Source organism: Sphingobium sp. WCS2017Hpa-17, assembly GCF_031843765.1.
Taxonomy (GTDB): domain Bacteria; phylum Pseudomonadota; class Alphaproteobacteria; order Sphingomonadales; family Sphingomonadaceae; genus Sphingobium.
Genome location: NZ_JAVTIV010000013.1, coordinates 72,395 through 95,712, shown reverse-complemented (window position 1 = coordinate 95,712; position 23,318 = coordinate 72,395). Strand labels below are relative to the sequence as shown.

General features: G+C 63.6%; 20 protein-coding genes and 1 tRNA gene. 15 read left to right on the top strand and 6 right to left on the bottom strand.

Features of this window, described 5'->3' with window-relative positions:
• Nucleotides 1-63 precede the first annotated feature (63 nt).
• The 3 genes from RQH62_RS17090 to RQH62_RS17080 are packed head-to-tail and all read left to right on the top strand — an operon-like array spanning nucleotide 64 to nucleotide 2,099.
• A complete protein-coding gene (locus RQH62_RS17090) occupies nucleotides 64-957 on the top strand; it encodes an alpha/beta hydrolase (RefSeq protein ID WP_311269927.1) in 894 nt (297 codons plus the stop codon).
• A 27-nt stretch (nucleotides 958-984) separates the two neighbouring features.
• Nucleotides 985-1,596, top strand: a complete 612-nt coding sequence (locus RQH62_RS17085; RefSeq protein ID WP_311269926.1) for a thioredoxin family protein — start codon at nucleotides 985-987, stop codon at nucleotides 1,594-1,596.
• Nucleotides 1,587-2,099 carry a hypothetical protein gene (locus tag RQH62_RS17080; RefSeq protein WP_311269925.1) on the top strand — a complete coding sequence of 171 codons (513 nt, stop codon included), beginning with the start codon at nucleotides 1,587-1,589 and terminating at the stop codon, nucleotides 2,097-2,099. The genes RQH62_RS17085 and RQH62_RS17080 overlap by 10 nt, the downstream gene beginning before the upstream one ends.
• 27 nt (nucleotides 2,100-2,126) lie before the next feature.
• On the opposite strand, the gene RQH62_RS17075 is transcribed toward RQH62_RS17080, so the two are convergent.
• The gene (locus tag RQH62_RS17075) at nucleotides 2,127-2,999 is read right to left on the bottom strand and encodes a TetR/AcrR family transcriptional regulator (protein WP_311269924.1); all 873 of its coding nucleotides are present in this window, start codon (nucleotides 2,997-2,999) and stop codon (nucleotides 2,127-2,129) included.
• On the opposite strand from RQH62_RS17075, the gene RQH62_RS17070 reads away from it, so the two are divergent.
• From RQH62_RS17070 to RQH62_RS17030, 9 genes are all read left to right on the top strand, one after another.
• Nucleotides 2,967-4,049 carry an LLM class flavin-dependent oxidoreductase gene (locus RQH62_RS17070; RefSeq protein WP_311269923.1) on the top strand — a complete coding sequence of 361 codons (1,083 nt, stop codon included), beginning with the start codon at nucleotides 2,967-2,969 and terminating at the stop codon, nucleotides 4,047-4,049. The two genes, RQH62_RS17075 and RQH62_RS17070, sit on opposite strands and share 33 nt — an antisense overlap.
• A 164-nt stretch (nucleotides 4,050-4,213) precedes the next feature.
• On the top strand, nucleotides 4,214-4,816 hold the full coding sequence (locus RQH62_RS17065) for an NADPH-dependent FMN reductase (protein ID WP_311269922.1): 603 nt from the start codon (nucleotides 4,214-4,216) through the stop codon (nucleotides 4,814-4,816).
• Nucleotides 4,813-7,200: a glycoside hydrolase family 3 C-terminal domain-containing protein gene (locus RQH62_RS17060; RefSeq protein ID WP_311269921.1), complete on the top strand. Its 2,388-nt coding sequence runs from the start codon at nucleotides 4,813-4,815 to the stop codon at nucleotides 7,198-7,200. Before RQH62_RS17065 ends, RQH62_RS17060 begins: the two co-directional genes overlap by 4 nt.
• On the top strand, nucleotides 7,197-8,099 hold the full coding sequence (locus tag RQH62_RS17055; RefSeq protein WP_311269920.1) for a VOC family protein: 903 nt from the start codon (nucleotides 7,197-7,199) through the stop codon (nucleotides 8,097-8,099). Before RQH62_RS17060 ends, RQH62_RS17055 begins: the two co-directional genes overlap by 4 nt.
• A 3-nt stretch (nucleotides 8,100-8,102) precedes the next feature.
• Nucleotides 8,103-9,260, top strand: coding sequence for an alpha/beta fold hydrolase (locus RQH62_RS17050; protein WP_311269919.1), 1,158 nt, complete (start codon nucleotides 8,103-8,105; stop codon nucleotides 9,258-9,260).
• On the top strand, nucleotides 9,257-10,048 hold the full coding sequence (locus RQH62_RS17045; RefSeq protein WP_311269918.1) for a cyclase family protein: 792 nt from the start codon (nucleotides 9,257-9,259) through the stop codon (nucleotides 10,046-10,048). The genes RQH62_RS17050 and RQH62_RS17045 overlap by 4 nt, the downstream gene beginning before the upstream one ends.
• Before the next feature lie 4 nt (nucleotides 10,049-10,052).
• Nucleotides 10,053-11,012, top strand: coding sequence for a fumarylacetoacetate hydrolase family protein (locus tag RQH62_RS17040; RefSeq protein ID WP_311269917.1), 960 nt, complete (start codon nucleotides 10,053-10,055; stop codon nucleotides 11,010-11,012).
• A 21-nt stretch (nucleotides 11,013-11,033) separates the two neighbouring features.
• The gene (locus tag RQH62_RS17035; protein WP_311269916.1) at nucleotides 11,034-12,170 is read left to right on the top strand and encodes a Gfo/Idh/MocA family oxidoreductase; all 1,137 of its coding nucleotides are present in this window, start codon (nucleotides 11,034-11,036) and stop codon (nucleotides 12,168-12,170) included.
• Nucleotide 12,171: 1 nt separating this feature from the next.
• On the top strand, nucleotides 12,172-13,230 hold the full coding sequence (locus RQH62_RS17030; RefSeq protein WP_311269915.1) for a sugar phosphate isomerase/epimerase: 1,059 nt from the start codon (nucleotides 12,172-12,174) through the stop codon (nucleotides 13,228-13,230).
• Between the two features lie 322 nt (nucleotides 13,231-13,552).
• Here the strand turns inward: RQH62_RS17030 and RQH62_RS17025 are convergent.
• The 3 genes from RQH62_RS17025 to RQH62_RS17015 all read right to left on the bottom strand — a co-directional run bounded on the left by RQH62_RS17025 (nucleotide 13,553) and on the right by RQH62_RS17015 (nucleotide 16,523).
• A tRNA-Ile gene (locus RQH62_RS17025) sits at nucleotides 13,553-13,629 on the bottom strand.
• Between the two features lie 25 nt (nucleotides 13,630-13,654).
• On the bottom strand, nucleotides 13,655-14,692 hold the full coding sequence (locus tag RQH62_RS17020; RefSeq protein ID WP_311269914.1) for a polysaccharide deacetylase family protein: 1,038 nt from the start codon (nucleotides 14,690-14,692) through the stop codon (nucleotides 13,655-13,657).
• 46 nt (nucleotides 14,693-14,738) lie between these two features.
• Entirely contained in the window at nucleotides 14,739-16,523 is a 1,785-nt protein-coding gene (locus tag RQH62_RS17015; protein WP_311269913.1) for a HAMP domain-containing sensor histidine kinase, read from the bottom strand.
• 202 nt (nucleotides 16,524-16,725) lie between these two features.
• Here RQH62_RS17015 and RQH62_RS17010 point away from each other — a divergent pair, with 202 nt between their 5' ends.
• Entirely contained in the window at nucleotides 16,726-17,199 is a 474-nt protein-coding gene (locus tag RQH62_RS17010; RefSeq protein ID WP_056681816.1) for an Lrp/AsnC family transcriptional regulator, read from the top strand.
• A gap of 30 nt (nucleotides 17,200-17,229) precedes the next feature.
• On the opposite strand, the gene RQH62_RS17005 is transcribed toward RQH62_RS17010, so the two are convergent.
• Nucleotides 17,230-18,477: a hypothetical protein gene (locus RQH62_RS17005; protein ID WP_311269912.1), complete on the bottom strand. Its 1,248-nt coding sequence runs from the start codon at nucleotides 18,475-18,477 to the stop codon at nucleotides 17,230-17,232.
• Between the two features lie 98 nt (nucleotides 18,478-18,575).
• Nucleotides 18,576-19,850: a hypothetical protein gene (locus RQH62_RS17000; protein WP_311269911.1), complete on the bottom strand. Its 1,275-nt coding sequence runs from the start codon at nucleotides 19,848-19,850 to the stop codon at nucleotides 18,576-18,578.
• A 277-nt stretch (nucleotides 19,851-20,127) separates the two neighbouring features.
• On the opposite strand from RQH62_RS17000, the gene gyrA reads away from it, so the two are divergent.
• Nucleotides 20,128-22,842 carry a DNA gyrase subunit A gene (gene gyrA, locus RQH62_RS16995; protein ID WP_311269910.1) on the top strand — a complete coding sequence of 905 codons (2,715 nt, stop codon included), beginning with the start codon at nucleotides 20,128-20,130 and terminating at the stop codon, nucleotides 22,840-22,842.
• Nucleotides 22,839-23,186, top strand: a complete 348-nt coding sequence (locus tag RQH62_RS16990) for a DUF952 domain-containing protein (protein ID WP_311269909.1) — start codon at nucleotides 22,839-22,841, stop codon at nucleotides 23,184-23,186. The genes gyrA and RQH62_RS16990 overlap by 4 nt, the downstream gene beginning before the upstream one ends.
• Nucleotides 23,187-23,318 lie beyond the last annotated feature (132 nt).

The window sequence follows — 23,318 nt, the reverse complement described above, 5'->3', positions numbered from 1 at the left end:
ACATGGGGAGAGATTGAGATGATGCGACGGCATCGTTGGCGCATGGCGTGCGCCCTGCTGGCCATGGCAACACCTTGTGGCACGCAGGCGCTGGCCACAGGGCCGGGTAGTCCGCCCAGCTTTCAGTTTGCGCCGGCCTCTCCCCCTTCGCAATCCACCGCCATTCCGTTGAACACCGGCCCACAGGCGCCGGACGTTCCAGCGGAAAACTGGTTTCGGATGAACGGCGACCTGAATGTCCGCAACGTGTCCGCCGCCACGCTGACACCCATCCTGCCCGACCCTGCGAAAGCGACGGGCACCGCCGTCATCGTGGCGCCAGGCGGCGGGTTTCTGGGCCTCGCCATCGAAACGGAGGGCTATGCCGTTGCCCGGTGGCTGGCCGACCATGGCGTCGCCGCGTTCGTCCTGAAATATCGGCTGGTTCCGACGCCGGGGGATTTCGGCATGTTCACGCGCGAAATGACAGCCGGCCGCACGGGCAAACCGTCGTCCATCCGTCCGCCGCAAAACACGCCCGACTTTTCCCGCGATGACGGCCTTGCCGCGTTGGCACTGGTGCATGCGCGGGCGAAGCAATGGAAGATCGACCCCGCCCGCATCGGCATGATGGGATTTTCGGCGGGCGCATTCACGACCATCAGCACGACTTTGTCAGCGAAACCGGGGGAACGCCCCGCCTTCATCGCGCCCATTTATGGCAGGCTGACCGCTCGCGACGTGCCGTCCGATGCGCCGCCGATGTTCGCAGTGCTGGCCGCCGACGATCATTTCTTCGCTAGTCAGGGGTTCGGCCTGATCGACGCATGGTTGCAGGCTAAGCGACCGGTGGAGTTCCATCTCTATCAGGATGGCGGCCATGGCTTTGGTCTGGGAAAAGCCGGGACCACCAGCAATGGCTGGATCAACGGTTTCATGACCTGGCTGGAGGTGAATGGCCTCCTGAAAAAACGCTGAGCATTTTCCCAACAGAAAGGGGTCACCATGTTGCGCATGTCCCGAATGGAAGGATTGGGCGCACCAGCCCAGCCCTTCTCCCTGCCCGACACACAGGGCAATATCGTGTCGCTGGACGATTTTGCGGGCTCGCCCGCGCTCCTCGTCGCCTTCATCTGCAACCATTGTCCGTTCGTGCTGCATGTCATCGACGAGTTGGTAGCGTTCGCGAAAGACTATGCGCCAAAGGGGCTGGCGATGGTGGCGATTTCCTCCAACGATCCCGCCGATTATCCCGACGATGATGCGGCTCATATGACGGCCTTTGTGCAGCAATATGGCCTGACCTTTCCCTATCTGCACGATGAGACGCAGTCGGTCGCGCTGGCCTATGGCGCGATCTGCACGCCCGATTTCTTCCTGTTCGGGCCGGACCGGACTCTGTTCTACGCAGGTCAGTTCGATTCCAGCCGTCCGAAGATCAACCGGCCGCCGGTCCCCGGACTGCTGCCGCTACGCACCGACCTGCCGGTGACGGGAGAAGATCTGCGGGCGGCGGTCGATGCACTGCTGACCGGAGAAGCGCCCCCCTCCTCCCAGCGAGCCAGCGCGGGATGCAGCATCAAATGGCGTGAGGATCGGCAACCATCATGGGCATAACCCGCGAGATATGGGTCGCCCCGGCGGCGGTGCAGTTGCAGGAACATGGTCCTGACTGGCTGGACGTGGTGGACGACAAGCCATGGTCGAGTGAGAATGGCTTCCATCGCGGCTTCTGTTCCAGTTTCCGCATTCGTCCCGATCGGCAAATCTGGTTCCATTTCCCGTTTCAGGTTCCGGCTGGCGGGTCCATCGACCAAGTCTCGCTGCTGTGGGAGACGGAGGAAGGTGCGAAGGTCAGCTGGGCCTGCGTCCATCATGGCGGAATGGAACGCCAGCATCTCTACGAACCCAACGCGCCGCTGAACGGTGTGCCCGAACCCATTGATCCGCCGGAAATGTGGCGGAAATTCTATCCTGCCGCAAAGCGGATGCGCGCCGACATGGCGGTGGAACCGGCGATTATCACGCGGTTCGGATTTCAGCTTTGCATATTGGTGGATGGCCCCGGCGTGGTCCGCTTTTATGGGGCGGGGCTACGCTATACAGACATGGTCGGCTGACTGACGCACAGCGCTCTGGCCCAAGGCTCAGCGCGCCAGCGGACCTGCGCGCAGGAAGGCTGCGCACATGATCGCCAGATCTTCCTTCAGTTCTTCCCAATTTCCCTGATTCGCCGCTTCAGGCGAAGACCCCAAGCCCAGGAAACGCGCCAGCGTGTAATAGATCATGCGGAACGCGTTGCCGACCAGCCGCGCATGATCAGGCCGCCCGAATTCGGCTGAATAACGCAACATCTGCGATTCGGCCTCCTGAGTCAGTTTTTCCGCTGAACTGCGCCCTAGTGACGAGATCGATTCGTCATAAATCGCGCGGAACATGATGGGACGCAGCACCGGGCTGTAGCGCTTCAGCAGTTCGGCATAGGATTCGACGAACAGCTGCACGAATTCGTCAAGGCTGGTCGCCTTTTCACCGATGGCCTGCATCATCACCTCCTGATCGTCGCCGATCTGCGCGAGGACGCGACCATGGACGGCGCGGATCAGATCATCCTTGCTGTCGAAGCGCAGATAGATGGAGCCGATCGACACCTTCCCCGCCTTCGCCACTTCGGTCAGCGTGAAATCGTCATTGCCGCCCTTCACCATCAGCTTTTCCGCGGCGGTCAGCATCCGCTCATAAGAAGCGCGCGAACGGCCCTGCTGCGGTACGCGGCTGGCCTCCGCAGGGCCAGAAATAGAATCATTCTTCGACTTCATAGTTGACACTGGCGGCATAATGACCCTATCGATAACGAGAACAATGGTTCTAATTGATTTCCATTCTGACGGCTTTCGCCGCCAATGTAAACAAGTCGTCATATCAGCGCCCACAGGGCAGCGATGGAGGGGATAATGCGCTTTTCTGTTTTTCTGAATGCCCGGTCGATGGCCGCGGAAGAAGATCGCCAGCTGATCCATGACCTGACCGATCACGCCACGCAGGCGTCGGATCTGGGTTTCGACGCCATCTTCATGCCCGACCATCATTTCAACGGCTATATGCCGGTGGCATCGGACAGCTTCATGTTCGCATCCTATCTGGCCGCAAAGCTGCCACGGATGCATTTCGGCTTTTCTGTCGTGTCCGTGCCGCTGCACCACCCGGTGCGCTTTGTCGAACGGATCAACATTCTGGACCAGTTGACCGACGGCAAGCTGCTGGTCGGCGTCGGCAGCGGCACCACGCCCGAAGAAATGATCGGCTTTGGCGTCAATTATAAGGAAGCCGGTGCCGTTTCCGAAAACAACCTGGCCATCGCCGAGCAGCTTTGGACCAAGCGGATGGAAGATCCCGCGATCGACATCGACAATGGTCCGCACAAGGGCCGCGTGTTGCAGCGCATTGCACCCGCGCAGTACAGCCCGCGCCACGCACGCCTGATGCCCGTCGCCATGAAGGAAAGCAGCGCCCGCCGTGCCGCCGAAAATGGCTGGCCCGCCTTCATCCCCGCCTTCACGCCGCCGCAGATCGGCGGCACCGAACCGATGAAGCATGTGTCCAAATATTTCGGCATCTATCGCCAGATGCTGGACGAAGCCGGCCATTCGCCCGAAGTCATCGCGCAGGCGCTCGACTGGACGACGCACACCTATCAGGTCGTGCACGTCGCCGAAACGGACGAGCAGGCGCGCGAGGAACTGGAAGTGATCCTGCGTTCCTATCAGGAAGCGATCGAACGCGAAGCCGCATTCAACGACCGCGCCGAAGCGGACTCCGCCAACAAGAAGACGGACCGCACGCCCAACGCCCTGACCGAAGACTGGATCGGGACATGGTGCCTCTATGGTTCGCCCGAAACGGTGATCGAGCATCTGAAACCCTATGAAGAACTCGGTATCGGCAACATCCTGTGCGGCACTACCACCGGCCCGCTGACGCAGGAGCGGCTGCGACTGGGCAACCAGACGCTGCGATTGCTGTCGGAAAAGGTGATGCCAGCATTCAAGGTTGCCGAACCGGCGGCATAATCAGCTTCACGTGCGAGCGCGGCCCACGAGAAGGCCGCGCCGCTCCTTTCAGCATCGTGCGAAAAAGTGGGTACCGGTTTTTCGCTTGAGACGATGCGACAACAAAAAATGAGAGCCCGCGACCCAGGTCCCATTTAACGGCGCGCGCACCAGAGGAGTGTGGAATGTCCGGTCTTTCCGTGGCCCGCGTAAAGCGGATCATCGGCCTTGGCGGCACCTTTCGTCAGGCATCCTCCAGCGAGCGGATCGTCCGCGCGGTGCTGGCGGACTGTGCGGCGCTGGGCGCTGAGACGATTATGTTCGATGGCCCGGCGCTTGCCCGGCTGCCCCATTTTAATCCTGAAAATCCGACCCGCACCGACGAGGAAAGCGCGCTGGTCGAAGCCGTGCGCGGATGCGACGGCCTCGTCATCGGCAGCCCCGGCTATCATGGCGGCTATTCCGGTCTGGTGAAGAACGCCGTCGACCTGCTGGAAGATTTGCGCGCCGACGCCCGCGTCTATTTTGACGGGCGGCCGGTGGGTCTGGTCGTGACGGCGGCGGGGTGGCAGGCGTGCGGCACGACATTGTCGGCGATGCGCGACGTGGTCCACGCCATGCGCGGCTGGCCCACCCCCGTCGGCGTCGCCGTGAATAGCGTGGAACAGCGACCGTTCGGGGCGGACGGCGCGCTGGCCGACGAAGGTGTCGCCCGCGCCGTGCGGACGCAGGCGCAACAGATCATGGCCTTCGCCATGACAGCAGTTCCGATGGAGAATGCAGCATGACAGACGCGCTGACGCTGGAGCAGCGGATCGCGATGAGCGCGGGGGCCACCATGTGGACCACGGTCGGCTATGCAGATGCGGCCATCCCCTCGCTCGCCATGGCGGACGGACCGATGGGCATTGCCAGCGGCCGGGTGGACGAACGCGACATCGCGTTGCTGACCCCCTGCCCCACGGCGCTGGGCGCAAGCTGGGACGTAGAGTTGAACAGCCGCGTCGGCGCGCTGGTGGGTGGCGAAGCGATCCGCATGAATGTCGACATGGTGCTGGCCCCCAACGTCAATCTGGCCCGCAGTCCGCTGGCCGGGCGTGCATTCGAATATTTCTCCGAAGAGCCGCTGCTGGCCGGGATATTGGGCGCGGCCTGGGCGACCGGGCTGCAATCGACCGGCACGGCGTCGGTCGCCAAGCATCTGGTGTGCAATGACAGCGAAACCGACCGCGACCGGATGAACGCCGTGGTCGACGAAGCGACGCTACGCGAAATCTACCTGCTGCCGTTCGAGCTTTGCGCGCAGGCAGGCGTGGGCGGCATGCTGACCGCCTATAATCGCCTGAACGGGCAATGGTGCGCGGAACATCATCACGTCATCACCACCATCGTCAAAGGCGAATGGGCATTCCCCGGCGTCATGATGAGCGACTGGTTCGGCACGCACAGCACCGTCGCCACGCTGAGCGCGGGGCTGGATCTGGAAATGCCCGGCCCGGCCCGCTTCCTGGGTTTCAAGGCAGCCGAAGCGGTGGCGCAGGGACAGGTGAGCGAAGAGCGTGTATCCGACGCAGCTACCCGCGTCGCTCGTGCCGCCGCCCGGTTCAAAAGCGGCAAGAACGCGTCGATCACCGGCAAGGCCGCCGACGACCTGCTGGTGGAGGCGGCCGCCGCCGGCTTCGTGCTGCTGCGCAATCAGAACGCTCTCCTCCCCCTCATTCCGGGGCGGGACAGGCATATCGCCATCATCGGTCCCAATGCGGCAGCCCCCTGCTATCAGGGCGGCACCTTTGCCAAGATCGCCGTATCGCCCGACGCATCGCGTCCGCTGGAAGCGATACTGGCGCGCTTCGCCCCGCATGGCCGGATCGATTATGAACCGGGCGTCGACCCGCAACCGCGCCTGCCATCCATGCCCGCCAGCCCCGCGCGCGATCTGGGCGATGGCTATGTCAGCGGCATGACCGTCGATTATTATGACGGGCAGGACGCCGACGCGCGCAAAATCGCCAGCGAAACCCGCGACACCAATTCGCTGGTCTGGTTTGCAGGCGTGCATGACGATGTGGCGACGCTGAACAAGCCGGCGCGGATCGTCGCGAGCGGCGTGTTCAAAGCCGATCGGGATGGCGACCATATCTTCTATCTCGGCGCGACCGGCCCCGTCGTGCTGCGCGTCGATGGGCAGGATGTGCTGGCGCAAAAGGAACCGATCCCGTCGTCCGACGTCATGGGCAAGCTGAAAAGCGGCGATGCGCGCAGCAGCACCATTGCGCTGAAGGCCGGACAGAGCGTCAGCATCGAGATCGAGTTCAGTTACGATCCTGCCCGCGTCCATGGCCTGTGGTACGGCATTCGCCGTCCCGACACGCCGCAAGCGATGCTTAAGCGCGCCGTCGATCTGGCGGCGCAGGCGGACGCGGTGATCCTGATGGTCGGTGAAACGTCCGATGCCAGCGTGGAAAGCAAGGATCGCAGCCATACGCGGCTGGCCGACGAGCAGATCGCGCTGATCGAAGCCGTGACCGCCGCCAATCCGCGCACCGCGATCATCGCCAATGTCGGCCATGCGTTCGATACGGCATGGGAAGACAAGGCCGCCGCGCTGCTGATCGCCTGGTATCCGGGCGAAGGCTTTGGCGATGCGATTGCGCAGGTGCTGGCGGGCGACCGCGAACCGGGCGGACGCATGCCCGTGTCGATCGCGCGCCGGGATGAGGATTATCCCGCCTTGTCGCTGACCCCCGATGCCCAAGGCGACCTGATTTATGCGGAAGGACGGCGCGTGGGCTATCGCGGCACGGCCGATCCGCGCCATACGCTGGGCGCAGGCTTTGGTTATGCCGACATCGCCATCGTCGCGGTGCAGCCATTGCCGGACGAAGGCGACGGACTGCGCATCGCGGTCACAGTCGAAAACCGGTCCGACCGGGCCGGTAGCGACGTGGTGCAAATCTACCGGCGTGAACCCGAACTGGCGCTGGCCGCCTTCGCCAAGTTGCACATGCAGGCGGGCGAGCGGCGGGACGTTGTGATCGATGTACCCGAACGCCGCCTGCAATATTGGCGCGACGGATGGCGCGACATCGACAACCCGCGCCTGTTCGTCGGCCGGTCCGCCGCCGACATTGCCTTTGACCTTGCCCTTCCCGTTTCGGAGTCCGTTGCATGAGCCGCGTTAGTGAGATTCGATATGTCGGTTATGCCGTTCCTGATCTGGAGGCTGAGCGGGCATTTTACGCTGAGCAGTGGCAGTTGGTGGAGGCTGGCGAGCGTGATGGCATGGTGTATTTCGCGGCGGATGGCGGCGAGGAAGGCTATGTGGTTCGGCTGCGCGCGGCGGAGGAAAAGCGCATCGATGTGATCGCGCTCGCGGCCGACAGCCGCGCCGATGTCGATACCCTGCATGACAAGGTCGCGGCGGCGGGCGGACGCATCATCTTCGCACCGAAGAATCTCGACACGCTGGGCGGCGGCTACGGCTTCCGTTTCTTCTCACCCGACGGCCTGACCTTCGAGATTTCGAGCGACGTCGCCCGCCGAAAGGCGCGGGACATGGTGCATTGGGAAGGCGTGCCGCAGAAGATCAGCCATATTGTGCTGCACTCGCCCGATCATAAGGCGCTGGTGCAGTGGTTCTGCGATGTGCTGGGCTTCAAGGTGTCGGACTGGCTGGGCGATTTCATGTGCTTCCTGCGCTGCAACGGTGCGCATCACCGCATCGCCATCCTTCCCGGACCGCCCTGCCTCAACCATGTCGCCTATGACATGCTTAGCGTCGATGACATGATGGTGGGCATCAACCGGTTGCGACAGAAGGGTACCGACATTCGCTGGGGTCCGGGTCGCCATACGGCGGGCAACAATACCTTCAGCTATTTCACCACGCCTGCAGGCTTCGCGGTCGAATATACTTCGGAACTGGAATATGTGGATTTTGAGGGCCACCAGCCCAAGGTCCATATTCCCGGTCCCAAGGTGATGGACCAGTGGGGCATCGGCGTCGGTGGTCCGCAAACCATGCCGCATCCCGAACCCGACAAGGGCCTGTTCCGGGCGGCGGAGGTCTGACGAATGGCCCTGTTCGAATATTTCCCCAATTATATCTGGAATCTGTCGGTCGCGATCGCGATGGAGAGCGGTGGGCAGATCGGCGAGATCGTCGACATGTGCCAGCCGATCAAGGATGCGGCGGCCAATGGCGGCGACGCGGGCACGCCGATGTTCATGAAGGCCTGGGCCGCGATGGGAGACAAGCTGGTCAATCTCGCTGCCGAGGATGAAGTGAAGGGACGCAATTTCTCCGCGTCCAACAAGCTGGAGCGCGCGTCGCTCTACCTGATCACGGCCGAGCGGATGCAGGGTCATGGCGCGCCGGGGCGCGAAGAAACCTATGCAAAAGCGCGCGATGCCTTCGATCGTTCGACCGCGTTGGGCGCGATCAACCGCGAGCGCGTGGAAATTCCGCTCGACACCGGTACGATGCCCGCCCTCTTCACCCGCGCTCCTGGTGAGGGCAAGAAGCCCGTCGTGGTCTTTTGCAACGGCCTCGATAGCTGCAAGGAGCTGCTCTACTGGACGCGCCTGCCTGAACAACTGGCGCGGCGTGGCATTTCGACCCTCTGCGTCGACCAGCCCGGATCGGGCGAGGCGCTGCGGCTCCAGAACCTGCCCGTCAATCCGCATAGCGAAAGCTGGGCGAGCAAGGCGGTCGACTGGCTGGAACAGCAGCCCGAAATCGACCCCAAAGCCATCGGCATGACCGGCATTTCGCTGGGCGGCCATTTCGCGCCGCGCGCCGTCGCCTATGAACCGCGCTTCGCCAGCGGCGCCGTCTGGGGCGCGAACCACAACTGGCGCGAAGTGCAGGACAAGCGCTTGGCGCGCGAGGGCGAAAATCCGGTCCCGCATTATTGGGCGCATGTCCATTGGGCTTTCGGCGCGAAGGATCAGGAGGATTTCCTCGCCAAGTCGGAGGCGATGAACCTCAACGGCCATATGGATAGCATCAAAGTGCCCTTCCTCGTCACCCATGGCGCGAATGACCGCCAGATCAGCGTTGCCTATGCCGACGATCTCTATGACCAGCTCGTCAACTCGCCGCGCCGGGAGAAGGTCATCTTCACCCCTCGCGAAGGCGGCGTGGAGCATGTCGGCGCTGACAATATGGCCTATGGTCGCGATCTGATTTCGGATTGGTTCGCCGAAACGCTCGGAGGAAAGACCGCATGACCCGCCGCTTCATCGACCTGTCGATCACGCTGGACAATGACGTCGTCTCCGATCCGCCCTTCATGCGGCCCAAGATCACCTATGAGACGCATCAGGAAACAGTGAAGGAATTGCAGCATTTCTTCCCCGGCGTGACGGCGGAGCAGACGCCGGGCGGGGAAGGCTTCGCGGCAGCGGAGTGGGTGACGCTGACCACCCATAATGGCACGCATCTCGACGCGCCCTATCATTTCTCGCCGACCATGGATGCCAAGAACGGTGAACCCCAGCGGGCGATCACCATTGATGAAGTGCCGCTTGACTGGTGCTTCCGCCCCGGCGTGAAGCTGGACTTTCGCCACCTCCCCGACGGCTATGTCGTCACCGCGGCGGATGTGGAGGCGGAACTGGCGCGCATCGGCCACGACCTGCAACCGCTCGACATCGTGCTGGTCAACACGGCAGCGGGCAAGGCGCTGGGTCGGCCCGATTTCGTCAATGTCGGCTGCGGCATGGGCTATGAGGCGACCATGTATCTCACGACGCGCGGCGTGCGCGTGACCGGCACCGACGCCTGGAGTTGGGACGCGCCGTTCAGCTATACCGCCGAGAAGGTGAAAGAGACGGGTGACACCTCGCTGATCTGGGAAGGGCATAAGGCCGGCCGCGACATCGGCTATTGCCACCTTGAAAAGCTGCACAATCTGGAGGCGTTGCCCGCGCACGGCTTCACCGTGAGTTGCTTCCCGCACAAGATCAAGGGCGCTTCGGCCGGCTGGACCCGCGCCGTCGCCATCATCGAAGAGTAAGCCCATGCGCCTTACCACCCTTTCCAACGGGACGCCGGACGGCGAACTGGTCGTTGTGTCGCGTGATGCGCAGCGCTGCCTGCTTGCGGGCGGCACGCTGCAACAGGCGATCGAGCGCTGGCAGATCGCAGAGCGGCAATTACGCGGGCTTGAAAAGCTGCTGGAGCAGGGCGGCGGCGAGCCGCTCGATCATGGCCGCCTGCTCGCGCCGCTGCCGCGCGCCTGGCAATGGCTGGATGGGTCGGCCTTTCCGCAACATGGCGAACTGATGCAAAAAGCCTTCCACCTGCCGCCGATCGAGACGGACCGGCCGTTGATGTATCAGGGCCTGTCCGATCGCTTCTTGTCCGGCGCGCAGGACGTGCCCCTGCCCAGCGAAGCAGACGGCATTGATTTCGAGGGCGAGTTCGGCATCATCACTGATGCTGTACCGATGGGCACGCCCGCCGAACAGGCGATCGCTCATATAAAGCTGGTCCTGCTCATCAACGACTGGTCGCTGCGCGCGATTGCGCCGGTCGAAATGAAGACCGGCTTTGGCTGGGTGCAGGCCAAGCCCGCCTGCTCGGTCGCCCCCTTCGCGGTGACGCCTGACGAACTCGGGGATGCTTGGGCCGACGGCCGTGTTCACCTGCCGCTGGAAGTTCAGGTCAATGGCCAATGGTTCGGCCATCCTCATGGCCGTGAAATGGCTTACGGCTTCCATGACCTCATCGCCCATGCGGCGCGGACCCGCGATCTGGTCGCTGGCACCATCATCGGTTCCGGCACCGGGTCCAACACCGATTACGCCAGTGTCGGATCATCTTGCATATCCGAGCGCCGCGCGATCGAGATGATCGCCGGCGGCAAGCCGGAAACGTCCTTTCTCCATTTTGGCGACAGGGTGCGAATGGAGGCGCTGGGACGGAACGGATCGCCGTTCGGGAATATCGACCAGCGCGTCGTAGCCGCCGCAATCTGAGCGACAATAGGGAAGAGAGACATGGCTAAAATCCGTGCAAAAATCCGTATGGGCATGGTCGGTGGCGGGCCCGGCGCTTTTATCGGTCCGGTCCATCGGATCGCGGCGGAACTGGACGGGCATATCGCATTGGTTGCGGGCGCGTTCAGCAGCAGCGTTGAACGCTCGCGCGAGGCTGGCGCGCATTATCGCATCGATCCGGCTCGCGCCTATCCCCACCTGAATGCCATGCTGGCGGACGAGGCAGCGCGTGAAGACGGCATCGATTTCCTGTCCATCGTTACGCCCAACCACTTGCACCTACCTGCCGCCATCGCCGCGCTGAACGCCCGCGTGCCAGTGATGAGCGACAAGCCCGCCACTGCCACGCTGGACGAAGCGCTGGAACTGCGCCGCGTCGTGCGGGCATCGGGCACGCCCTATGCGCTGACCTATACCTATTCCGGTTATCCACTGGTGCGCGAAGCGCGGGCGCGCATCGCCGCCGGAGAGATTGGCAAGGTACGCAAGGTCGTGGTGGAGTATCCGCAGGGCTGGCTGGCCGGAGAAGCCAGCGGCAAGCAGGCTGAATGGCGGGTCGACCCGGCGCGTTCGGGCCTGGGCGGATGCATCGGCGACATCGGCGTCCATGCCTTTCATCTGGCGGAGTTCGTCACCGGCCTGACCGTCACAGAATTGCTGGCGGATCTGGCCGCTATGGTGCCGGGCAGAGCGCTGGACGATGACTGTACCGTGTTGTTGCGGTTCGACACCGGCGCGCGCGGCGTGCTGATGGCGTCGCAGATTTCGGTCGGCGAACGCAATGGCCTGCGCATCCGCGTCTATGGCGAACATGGCGGCATCGACTGGCGGCAGGAATCGCCCAACGCGTTGACGCTGCATCATGGCGACGGCCGCACGGAGATTATTCAGGCGGGCGACGCCTCACTTGGCCCTGATGCGCGCGCCGCGACGCGCACGCCCGGCGGCCACCCGGAAGGCTATCTGGAAGCCTTCGCCAACCTCTACAGCGATTTCGCCCGGATGCTGCGCGGCGAACCTGCCCCGTTGCTACCCGGCATAGACGATGGTGTCCGGTCCATGGCGTTCATCGCCACCGCCGTCGACGCCAGCGCCCGCCGCGCAGGCTGGACGCCGCTCATCATCCCCGGAGAATGACATGAAGACGATCAAAGGCCCGGCCATTTTCCTGGCGCAGTTCGCAGGAGACACAGCGCCGTTCAACAGCCTGGACAGCATCGGCCGGTGGGTCGCGGGCCTGGGTTACAAGGGCGTACAGATACCAAGCTGGGACGCGCGCCTGTTTGATCTGGCAAAAGCGGCGGACAGTCAGAATTATTGCGACGAAGTGAAAGGAACGCTGGCTGCCCATGGCCTGTCGATCACGGAACTGTCGACCCATCTTCAGGGGCAGCTTGTCGCCGTCCACCCCGCTTATGACGCGCAGTTCGACGCCTTTGCAGCGCCGGAAGTTCGCGGCAATCCTACCGCGCGGCAGGCATGGGCCGTGGATCAGGTGAAAATGGCAGCTCGCGCCAGCCAGCGTCTGGGCCTTACCGCCCATGCGACTTTTTCCGGCGCGCTGGCATGGCCCTATGTCTACCCCTGGCCACAGCGGCCCGCCGGCCTGGTGGAGGATGCGTTCGACGAACTGGCACGGCGCTGGAAGCCGATACTGGATGTGTTCGAGGATAATGGCGTCGACGCCGCGTTCGAAATCCATCCGGGCGAAGACCTGCATGACGGTGTTACGTTCGAAATGTTCCTCGACCGGCTGGGCGGCCATGCCCGTGCCAACATATTGTACGATCCGAGCCATTTCGTGCTGCAACAGCTCGACTATCTGGCGTTCATCGACATCTATCGCGACCGCATCAAATGTTTCCATGTGAAGGATGCGGAGTTCCGGTCTACCGGGCGTTCCGGCGTCTACGGCGGCTATCAGAGCTGGGCTGACCGGCCGGGCCGGTTCCGGTCACTGGGCGATGGCCAGGTCGATTTCCCCGCGATATTTTCCAAGATGGCGCATAACGACTTCCCCGGCTGGGCTGTGCTGGAATGGGAATGCGCGCTGAAGCACCCGGAGATCGGCGCAGCGCAAGGCGCGCCTTTCATCGCTCGGCATATGATCGAAGTGACGGAACATGCGTTCGACGACTTTGCCGCTGGTGGTGCCGATCGTGCCCTCAATCGCCGCATGATGGGGCTCAATGACTGACGACCATCATAGCCCGGCAAACAGCGTAACGCGATGAAGAACGGTGTCCGAGCCGAGCAACACGGCAACCGTGCCCGTCGCCTCCAATCCTGTTCACGGCGATTTTTGAAACGGTCTGCACCGAGATGCGGGATTTGGTACGACCCTTTGCTGCCGTTCCTGCGCCAATTTCCGATCCTCACGTCCAAAAGGGACAGTTGGTCGAACGTCGCACTTCAAACCGGCCCTATGCCGTCCAACTGTGGCTAGCCTTTTCTGACGATGCCGGACGACGGCTTAACTATGACGGCAGCGCGCGACGTCATGATAGTGACGCTTCATTTGGTGGGCCCGGCAGGACTTGAACCCGCAACCTATCCGTTATGAGCGGACAGCTCTAACCAATTGAGCTACAGGCCCCACCTTGCGCTGCCGATAAGCAGCATCACGCCGCTTGGCAAGCCCGTCCGTGCATGGGAACGGCGGCAATGAACTGATCCAAGGTCGCGGCCGTTACGCCACGGCGCGCCAGATGCGCCAACACCCCGTCCCACCAGGCATAAAAGGCAGCCCGGTTGCCTTCATCGCGGACATAGGGCGTATGGCCCGGCTCCAGCGTCGGCGAATGGAAGCTGAAGTTGAGGACCGGCACGCCTTCCGCGATCAGCGCGTCGATCGCGACGATCGCCTCATGCAGCGGCACGCCTTCGGGCGTCAGCGGAATGCGGCTGAGCATCCGCGCGCGTGACAGCGCCCCGGCAAGCGGCCCCATCGCCTGGGCGGCGCGATACAGCCGCTCCCCGCCCCCGCGCAGCAGGCCGGCAAAGGCGGTCGACAGCGGCAGTTCGATCAGCGACCGGGTCGGTCCTGCCCAATAGGGCGTTTGCGGCAGACCGTGGAAATCCGGACCATGCTGGTGGCTGTAATCGAAACGGCTGCGAACCGAACTGTCGAGCAGAAAGCCGGCCTCCTCCAGCAATCGCGCGCTATTGGGACCAACACCGTAACGGCCGGCGCGATAGGCGATAGGTCGGCGACCGAAACGCTGCTCGATACGCTCGCACAACGCCTCCAGCTTGGCACGCTCCACCGCTTCGGGCAGGAAACCGACATAGCTGTTGGCGGCATTGACCGTCTCCACATGGGGCGGATTGACCCAGGGGTGAAGATGCGCACCGATATCGGCCGCGCCGTCGCTGGCCCATTGCCCCATCATCGCCGCCGCCGCATCATCGTCGATCACCGGATAATCGGTGACATAGATGGGCTTCACCCCTGCGGCGGCAAAATAGGCCTGGCCGCGCGCCATGCCGGCCAGAGCCGTCACGCCATGGCCGATACGGCTGAACGGCGCGTCCCAGTCAAACTCTTCCTCGGTATCGACGAACAGCATGAAGCGCGTGCCGAACGCAGGATCGAGCCGGATCATATCCTGCGCCAGCGGCGGCTGGAGCAGATTGCCATCATGATGGGGAACAGTCATGCCCAACCTCTATCGCCCAATGGTTGCGATAGGGTTTCCCCGGCCTTTAGCCAATATCCGCCATGCCACCGGCCGCCGCAACGGCGGGGATGGTGAGCAGCAGGCGACCCGGTTCGATGACGAGACCGCCACCGCTGGTCGCCGCCAGCCCTCGGATCAGGCGCAATGAGAAGCCGAGGCCGAGCAACGGCCCGTCGACCCAGTCGCCCGTGCCGTCATAGCCCGGATCGAGCAATTGCGTCTCTTCCATGCCAGCCAGCGTAGAGGGGCGATCGACGGCGAAAACCACCCGCCCCGCCCCGCCGTCCGGCTGGAACCAGCAGGCGCCGGTGACGGTTTCGGCCGGAGGCGCTACGGACAGCACGGTGCGCAGCAGATGCTGCACCATCCGCTCGCCCTGCACCGGGTCTACCCGCACCTGCGGCAGGCCGGGCGCGATGGCGATGTCGATCTCCGGCGCGCCCTGATCGCGAAAGCGGGTGGCGACCTGCGTCACCAGCAGTGCCGGGTCGATCAGTTGCGGCACGGTCGCGCCGTCGCCGCGTGACACGCGCGCGGCGAGGTCCAGATCGTCAAAGGCGGCGAGCAGATGGCGGGCATCGACCGCAATCTTGCCGGCCATGTCGCGATAGGCGACGCCGGCCGCACCGAACAACTCCTGCTCGATGATCTCGGCAAAGCCCAATATGGCGTTCAGCGGCGTGCGCAGTTCGTGCACCAGTTGCCGCAGCGAATCCGCCGACAGCCCGGCGATCGCCATGGCGGCAGGCCGGGGTTCGCTCGCCACCTCATGCAGGAAAGGCCGGCGCGCCTGTCCGCGATAGCCCTGGAACCGGCCCGAACGGGTATCGAAGAAGGGCGTGGCCGACAGGCGCCATTCCCCCGCCATCACGCCCCCGACGATGGTGAAGCGGCCATTCTGGAAAGCGCTGCGGCGGGCAAAGGCGCCGGCGACATGCGCGTCGGGACCGCTATCCCCCTCCAGTGCGACGACGCCCAGATCCAGCCCGATCAGCGCCGCGCGCGGCCCCTGGTCGATCCACAGGATCACGCCTTCCGCATCCGTCTCGAACGCGAAGAGGCGCGGCGCGGGCGGACCGCCATTATCGGAATTGGCGGCATCGGAATTGGCGGCTTCGGGCGGCTTGCGATTGCTGGTGAAGCGGGCGATCCGATCGACCAGATTGCGGATCTGCCCTTCCTCGCCCGATTGCGCGCGCAACGGTGTGACGTTCGTTGCGGGAGGGGTTTCCACAGAAGCTGCTGCCGGCGGGACCGGAGGATCGAACGGCGCCGGCCCTTTTGTCGCTTCGGGTTCCCGATCGACCTGCATATCGGCGCTCAGGATCATGTCTTCGTCACCGACCATGTCCCGCCGCTCGGTGGACAGCACCAGATCATGCGGACCGAATGCTGCGAGCGCCTGCCGCGTCGCCGCGCCGATATCCCGGCGCCCGCGCAGCACGCCCCGCGCCGTCGGCGTCAGATGCGACAGCAGGTCGACCCACGCACCATCGGGCAGTTGCGCCCGCGCGGCCGCGGCCGCGGCGATGGACGGCCGATCATTGGCGAAGAAGGCGACCAGGCTCGGCGAACGCAGCCGGCCGCCCAATTCCACCACCGTCGCGATTCGCTGCGTTTCGGTCAGGTGCGGCCGCAGGGCGGACAGGCGATCGAGCAAGGCACCCCGCTCCGAGGCATCCATCAGTGCCCGGTCGACCCGGTCGCGCTGTGCCAACAGGTCGACGCATTGGCGCCACAACGTCACCGCGCCCAGCCCGCCGCGGTCGTCCGCTGCCAGAACTGTCTGCAAGAGATCGTTGAAACGCACGAAATTCCCCAAATTAGACGGGTTGCAGGCCCATAGCCGACCTTGTGCCGACGCGGCTCCCATCACCGATAGGCGCTCGGACCGAAAAGGAAAAGGCCCCGATCCCACGAACGAAAGCGATCGTCGCATAGTGGGACAATTGCATTGCCCTGAAATATTATTATGATGGCTTGCACAAACAGGACAGGAAATAAGCGAAATAATGGCCGGCCCCAATATCGACGACATCGACATGCAGATCCTGGGAGAACTGCAACAGGACGGCAGGATGACCAATGTGGAATTGGCGCGCAAGGTCGGCCTGACCGCGCCGCCCTGCCTGCGCCGCGTACGCGCGCTGGAGGAAGCCGGCGCGATCAAATCCTATCATGCCGTCGTCGACCCGGCCATGCTGGGCTACACGATCACCGTCTTCGCCATGGTCAGCCTGAAAAGCCAGGCAGAAGCGGACCTGAAGGCGTTTCAGGACCATGTCGCCTCGCTGCCCGAAGTACGCGAATGCCATATGCTGAACGGCGAAATCGACTTCATCCTGAAAGTCGTCGCGCCCGATCTGCAAAGCTTCCAGCAATTCCTGACGTCGAAGCTGACGCCGGCACCGAACGTGGTCAGCGTCAAGACGTCGCTGACCATCCGCACGTCGAAAAATTTGCCCGGCGTCCCCCTGCCCGTCTGAACCGACGGGCAGGCAGGATCGCCGCCGTCGTCAGCCGACCTTGCGATCCTGATGTTCGGCCCACAGCGTCCAGAAACCCGCAATCGCGGTCCAGTTGCCGGTCACCTGCGCCAGCGTCGCCTGCGCATTGGCCAGATCGCCAGACCGCGCCAGCGCCACGCCCAGACGGGCGTTGGTGCGGCCGGCATCGACGCCGCCCTTGCTCAGCGCCAGCCGATACTGCTCCACCGCCTGCGGAAACTGGCTCAGGGAGAAATAGCTGTCCGCCACGGCCAGCGCATCCTTGCCATTGCTGGACGCCGCCGCCTTCTTCGCCTGCGCGGGTAAGGCGGCGATTTCCTTCACCGCCTTGGGCGTGATGCTCTTGAGCAACTGGCTGGTGACGCTCTGTGTCGGCGTCAACTTACCGGCGCTGCGGCCTGACTCGATGATCGCCTTCGCCTCCGCGTAATAGCCGGACTTTTCCGCTGCCTGGGCATAATTCTGATAATCGCGCTCACTCGCCATCGCGCCATTGGCCGCCTGAAGACGATAGAGGTCGAGTTGCAATTGCGGCTCCAGTTCGGCCGCGGCCTGATAATTGACCAGGGCCGTACGCCATTGCGGCTTGCCGTCCTCCTGATTCAGCCGTTCGCGATACAATTGCCCTACCTCGGCCCAGTCGCCGGCCTGATAAGCCATGGATATCCCCCGGTCGATCCAGGCCAGCGGTACGACTTTTCCTGCTGCTTTCTGTTGGGCGATCGCCGCCTGCACGAGGGGCCGGGCGTCCTTGGGTCTGTTGCGGCGCAGGGCGATGTCGGCACGCAACATGGTGGCGTCGACCCCGTCATAGCCCAGCGTCTTGGCGTAATCGAGTTGCGCGATCGCATCGTCATAATTGCCGACCCGATAGGACAGATAGGCAGCGACAAAACGCAAACGCGGCGCCTCGGTGCGCGGCAAAGCACTGGTTTTGAACATGTCGGTCAGCGCGACCCGCTGTGCCTGCACATCACTGCGCAGGACCGCCAACTGGAATCGCAGCCCGGCGGCAGTATAGGATTCGAAATCATTGCTCGGCATCAGCGCGGATATCCGCGTGCCCGCAGTCGCCGCATCGCGCGCCTTCAGCGCTGCCTCGGCCGCCTGTACGCTGGCACGAAAACCATCGGACATGGCGATCGGCGGGCCACTCACCACCGGCTTCTTCTTCGCGATGGCCGGCGTCGCGATCATCATGGTCGCGGTCAGCAGCGCCGCCATCGGCAGGCGGGAAATCAGGATAGAATCACGCATGGCCGCCCCGGCCTCCCCCAGAAATATATCAAAGCAAAAAACAGCAAAGCGAAGGCGCCATGGCCGCATGCGACCATGGCGCCTTCGCTTCAAGGGTATCAGGCGCCCTTGGTGCTCAGATAGGCGAGCCACAGGTTGGCGACCTGCTTGCGCGATCCGGCCTGCACCGCTTCGAACGACGCCTTGGCACCGGCATTGTCGCCGCTCAGCGTCTTGGCGATGCCGAGGCGCGTGTTGACTTCATCCGCATCGACGCCACCCTTCTGCTTGGCCAGTTCGAACAGCGACACCGCCTTGGCATAGTCGCCATAGCCCAGATAGGCGTCGGCGGTCGCTGCGGCGATCTTGCCGTTGGCGCCCTTCTGCGCGTCAGCTTCGGCCGAACCCAGCGAAGCCTTGTCGCCCGCGATCTTCGACGTCGCCGCCTGATAGATGTCGCTGGCCGCGCTGGCGTTCAGCACGCCCTTCGACCGCCCCTTGTCGATCACGGACTTCACTTCGCCATAGATACCGGTCTTCGACGCCATTTCGGCATATTCGGTGAAGTCGGCCGCGATCACCAGACCGTCCGACGCGCCAAGAACGCGCAGCACGTCCAGATTTTCACGATTCGAGATGGTCGGGTTGGCGCGCTGGAACAGGCGGACGAGCGTGCGCAGATTCTGGCCGTTGGGTTCCGCCTGATAGGCCATGGTCGCCCATTCGGTCACTTCCGGCAGCTTGGCAGCTTCCGCACGGCCCACGCCTATCTGATACCATTGCGCCGGCACAGCCTGGCCCGACGCCTTGGACGCTGCAGCAGCGGCCTTCAGCGCGGCCAGGCCCTTCTGGTTGAAACCACGCGCCGGTTCGACCGAACCATTGCCGGTACCCGCCTTGCCGAAATAGGCCTGCGCCAGCGTCGGCTGCACCGCTTCGGCCTTGTAGCCGGCGGCCAGTGCCGCTTCGCCGCGCTGGATGGCGAGGTCGTAATTCTTCGCCTGCATCGCCTGATCGGCGGCAATGGCGTTGAACTGACCGGCCTGCTCCGGCGGGGTCAGGCCGCTGTCCAGCATCTGGGTCAGCGCTTCGCTTTGCAGCGCGCTATCCTTCGATGCGATCGACGCGTTCAGCTTGATCGCGCCGATCTGATATTTGTCGTCATTCGACTGTGCCTTGCTGTCTGCTTCGGCCAGTGCCGCCTTGGCACCCGCAAAGTCCTGCTTTTCGGCAGCGGCCTGCGCGGTCTGGAGCGCCTTGATGACATCGGGCGAAACGTTGAGCTTCGGCCCTGCCTTCTTCTCTTCCTTCTTCGCGGCAAAGGCGGGCGCCGAAACGGCACCGCTCGTCAGCGCCAAAGCCAGCGCGAGCGCCACCGGGGTAACAAAACGCATGATCCTCATCTCCTCTGCGCGCCTGTCGGGGGACAACAGGCGACATTTCGCGATTAAGCGCCGATTAGGGGGCGGCGCGTGAACGGCCATTGAACAAGCCTATATCGTCCGATTTTGCAACAGTTATGCGCCCCTTTCGTTCCGCCTGCGATCATATCCGTGCATCATGGCGTCCTCCTTGCACATGCGGGCGCGCGATCCTGCGCGAGGGGTGACAGATTTGTTTCGCTCGGCTAGGGATCGGGCAACAGACTCCATCCTGAAAAAGAGAATCGCATTGACCGACGAGACTGTCCTCGCCGACCCTTCGGACATCAGCCCCATCTCCATCGTCGACGAGATGAAGGCCAGCTATCTCGACTATGCCATGTCCGTCATCGTCGCCCGCGCCCTGCCGGACGTGCGCGACGGGCTGAAGCCGGTGCATCGCCGCATTCTCTTCTCCGCCCAGGAATCGGGCTTCGTCTATAACCGTCCCTACCGCAAGTCCGCCCGTCTGGTCGGTGAAGTCATGGGTAAATATCACCCCCATGGCGACAGCTCGATCTACGATGCGTTGGCCCGCATGACCCAGGACTGGTCGATGCGCATGCCGCTGATCGACGGTCAGGGCAATTTCGGTTCGATGGACCCCGATCCGCCAGCCGCCATGCGCTATACCGAAGCGCGTCTTGCCAAGGTCGCCAATGCACTGCTGGAGGATCTCGACAAGGACACCGTCGATTTCACGCCTAACTATGACGCGTCGGAAAGCGAGCCGCAGGTATTGCCGGCCCGGTTCCCCAATCTGCTGGTCAATGGCGCGGGCGGCATCGCGGTCGGCATGGCGACCAACATCCCGCCGCACAACCTCGGCGAAGTGCTGCGTGCCTGCCTCGCCTATATCGACAATCCCGGCATCACCACGGACGAACTGATCCAGATCGTCCCCGGCCCCGATTTCCCGACCGCGCCGCTGATTCTAGGCCAGTCGGGCGCCCGCAGCGCTTACCACACCGGCCGTGGTTCCATCATGATGCGCTCGCGCCATGTAGTCGAGGAAGGGCGTGGCGATCGCCAGTCGATCGTCCTTACCGCCATCCCCTATCAGGTCGGCAAAAGCGGCCTCGTTGAAAAGATCGCCGAAGCCGCCAAGGACAAGCGGATCGAGGGCATCAGCGACATTCGAGACGAATCGAGCCGCGAAGGCGTGCGCATCGTCATGGACCTGAAGCGCGATGCGACGCCCGAAGTCGTGCTGAACCAGTTGTGGCGTAACACCCCGGCGCAATCGAGCTTCCCCGCGAACATGCTCGCCATCCGTGGCGGCCGGCCGGAAATATTGGGCCTGCGCGAGATTATCGAAGCCTTCGTCAAGTTCCGCGAAGAGGTCATCACCCGCCGCACCAAGTTCGAACTGAACAAGGCACGCGACCGGGCGCATATCTTGCTCGGCCTCGTCGTCGCGGTCAGCAATCTCGACGAGATGGTGAAAATCATCCGCGGATCATCCAGCCCCGCCGAAGCCCGCGAAAAGCTGCTGGCCCGCGAATGGCCGATCAGCGAGATCGCGCCCTACCTCCGGCTGGTCGAAGCGATCGAAACCGAAGTCACCGGCGATATCTACAAGCTGAGCGACATTCAGGTTCGCGCGATCCTCGACCTGCGCCTGCATCGCCTGACGGCGCTGGGCCGCGACGAAATCGGCAAGGAACTCGCCGAGCTGGCCGAAGCGATCGCCGAATATCTCGCCATTCTGGGCGACCGGGTGAAGCTCTACGCCGTGATGCGCGAAGAGCTTGAGGCGATCGAAAAGGAATTTGCGACCCCGCGTCTGTCCGAAATCACCGCTGCCGCCGACGGCATCGAGGACGAAGACCTGATCGAGCGCGAGGAGATGGTCGTCACCGTCACGGTGCAGGGCTATATCAAGCGCACCCCGCTCGAAAGCTTCCGGGCGCAGGCGCGCGGCGGCAAGGGCCGGTCGGGCATGGCGACCAAGGATGAGGATGCCGTCACCGAATTGTTCGTGACGTCGACCCACACGCCGGTCCTGTTCTTCTCGACCGCCGGCAAGGTGTATCGCATGAAGGTGTGGCGCCTGCCCGAAGGCGGGCCGGCGACGCGTGGCCGTCCCATGGTCAACCTGCTGCCGCTGGGTCCGGGCGAAACCATCCAGACCGTCCTGCCCCTGCCCGAAGATGAGGATAGCTGGAAGGATCTGCACGTGATGTTCGCGACCGCGAACGGCACCGTGCGCCGCAACAGCATGGACGCCTTCGCCAACATCCCGTCGAACGGGAAGCTGGCCATGCGCTTCGATGAAGGCAGCGACGATCGCCTGATCGGCGTCGCGCTGCTGACCGAAGAAGATGACGTCCTGCTCGCCACCCGTCAGGGCAAGGCGATCCGCTTCGCCGCGACCGACGTGCGCGAATTCCAGAGCCGGACCTCGACCGGCGTGCGCGGCATGACGCTGAAGGCCGACGACGAGGTCATCTCGCTGTCGATTCTCAAGGGCTTCGACGCGACCCCGGACGAACGCGACGCCTATCTGCGCGCCGCGCCGTGGAAGGATAATGACGCCGAATCGACCCTGCCGGCCGAACGCGCCGCGGAATTTGCGGCGGCGGAACAGTTCATCCTGACCGTCTGCACCAATGGCTATGGCAAGCTGTCGTCAGCCTATGACTATCGCCGCACCGGCCGTGGTGGTCAGGGCATCACCAATATCGACAATATCGCCCGCAACGGCCGCGTCGTCGCCAGCTTCTCCGCCACCCAGGCGAACCAGTTGATGCTCGTCACCGATCAGGCGAAGTTGATCCGCATGGGCCTCGACAGCCTGCGCGTCATCAGCCGTAACTCGGCCGGCGTCCGCCTGTTCGACGTTGCGAAGAACGAACATGTCGTCAGCGCCGCGAAGATCGAGGAAAGCGACGAAGCCAGCGAAGCGCCCGAAGCAGGGTCGGAAGCGGGTTCGGAAGCGGGTTCGGGCATGGGGGAAGCGTGAGCGACCTCTTCGCCTACAAGGTGCTGACGGCCGATCAATATGACCATTTCAAGGCCGACGCTGTGTTCAAGGGCGCACCGATCGACCTTGCCGACGGCTATATCCACATGTCCACCCGCGATCAGGCGGCCGAAACGGTCGCCAAGCATTTCGCGGGACAGGATCGGCTCGTCATGCTGATGATCGACCTCGCCCCGTTCGGCGATGCGGTAAAGTGGGAAGTGTCGCGCGGCGGCGCGCTCTTCCCCCACCTCTATGGCGACCTGCCGATCAGCGCGGTCGCGGGCAAAGTCGTGCTGCGCATCGGCGATGATGGCGCGCATCTATTCCCGGCGGGGTTTTAAAAACTACTTCCAACCAACAGCCGTTCGCCCTGAGCCTGTCGAAGGGCGCGAGCCGGACGCAAAACTGTCCTATTCGGTGTAGAGGTGGTAGCCGCACTACCGGCTGCCACTTCAATCTGCACCCCGACAGAA

Bases quoted from the DNA above. Each gene is read 5' to 3' on its own strand.
- RQH62_RS17090 (WP_311269927.1), top strand. From the start codon at position 64: ATGGCAACACCTTGTGGCACGCAGGCGCTGGCCACAGGGCCGGGTAGT.
- RQH62_RS17085 (WP_311269926.1), top strand. From the start codon at position 985: ATGTTGCGCATGTCCCGAATGGAAGGATTGGGCGCACCAGCCCAGCCC.
- RQH62_RS17080 (WP_311269925.1), top strand. From the start codon at position 1,587: ATGGGCATAACCCGCGAGATATGGGTCGCCCCGGCGGCGGTGCAGTTG.
- RQH62_RS17070 (WP_311269923.1), top strand. From the start codon at position 2,967: ATGGCCGCGGAAGAAGATCGCCAGCTGATCCATGACCTGACCGATCAC.
- RQH62_RS17075 (WP_311269924.1), bottom strand. From the start codon at position 2,999: ATGGATCAGCTGGCGATCTTCTTCCGCGGCCATCGACCGGGCATTCAG.
- RQH62_RS17065 (WP_311269922.1), top strand. From the start codon at position 4,214: ATGTCCGGTCTTTCCGTGGCCCGCGTAAAGCGGATCATCGGCCTTGGC.
- RQH62_RS17060 (WP_311269921.1), top strand. From the start codon at position 4,813: ATGACAGACGCGCTGACGCTGGAGCAGCGGATCGCGATGAGCGCGGGG.
- RQH62_RS17055 (WP_311269920.1), top strand. From the start codon at position 7,197: ATGAGCCGCGTTAGTGAGATTCGATATGTCGGTTATGCCGTTCCTGAT.
- RQH62_RS17050 (WP_311269919.1), top strand. From the start codon at position 8,103: ATGGCCCTGTTCGAATATTTCCCCAATTATATCTGGAATCTGTCGGTC.
- RQH62_RS17045 (WP_311269918.1), top strand. From the start codon at position 9,257: ATGACCCGCCGCTTCATCGACCTGTCGATCACGCTGGACAATGACGTC.
- RQH62_RS17040 (WP_311269917.1), top strand. From the start codon at position 10,053: ATGCGCCTTACCACCCTTTCCAACGGGACGCCGGACGGCGAACTGGTC.
- RQH62_RS17035 (WP_311269916.1), top strand. From the start codon at position 11,034: ATGGCTAAAATCCGTGCAAAAATCCGTATGGGCATGGTCGGTGGCGGG.
- RQH62_RS17030 (WP_311269915.1), top strand. From the start codon at position 12,172: ATGAAGACGATCAAAGGCCCGGCCATTTTCCTGGCGCAGTTCGCAGGA.
- RQH62_RS17020 (WP_311269914.1), bottom strand. From the start codon at position 14,692: ATGACTGTTCCCCATCATGATGGCAATCTGCTCCAGCCGCCGCTGGCG.
- RQH62_RS17010 (WP_056681816.1), top strand. From the start codon at position 16,726: ATGGCCGGCCCCAATATCGACGACATCGACATGCAGATCCTGGGAGAA.
- RQH62_RS17005 (WP_311269912.1), bottom strand. From the start codon at position 18,477: ATGCGTGATTCTATCCTGATTTCCCGCCTGCCGATGGCGGCGCTGCTG.
- RQH62_RS17000 (WP_311269911.1), bottom strand. From the start codon at position 19,850: ATGCGTTTTGTTACCCCGGTGGCGCTCGCGCTGGCTTTGGCGCTGACG.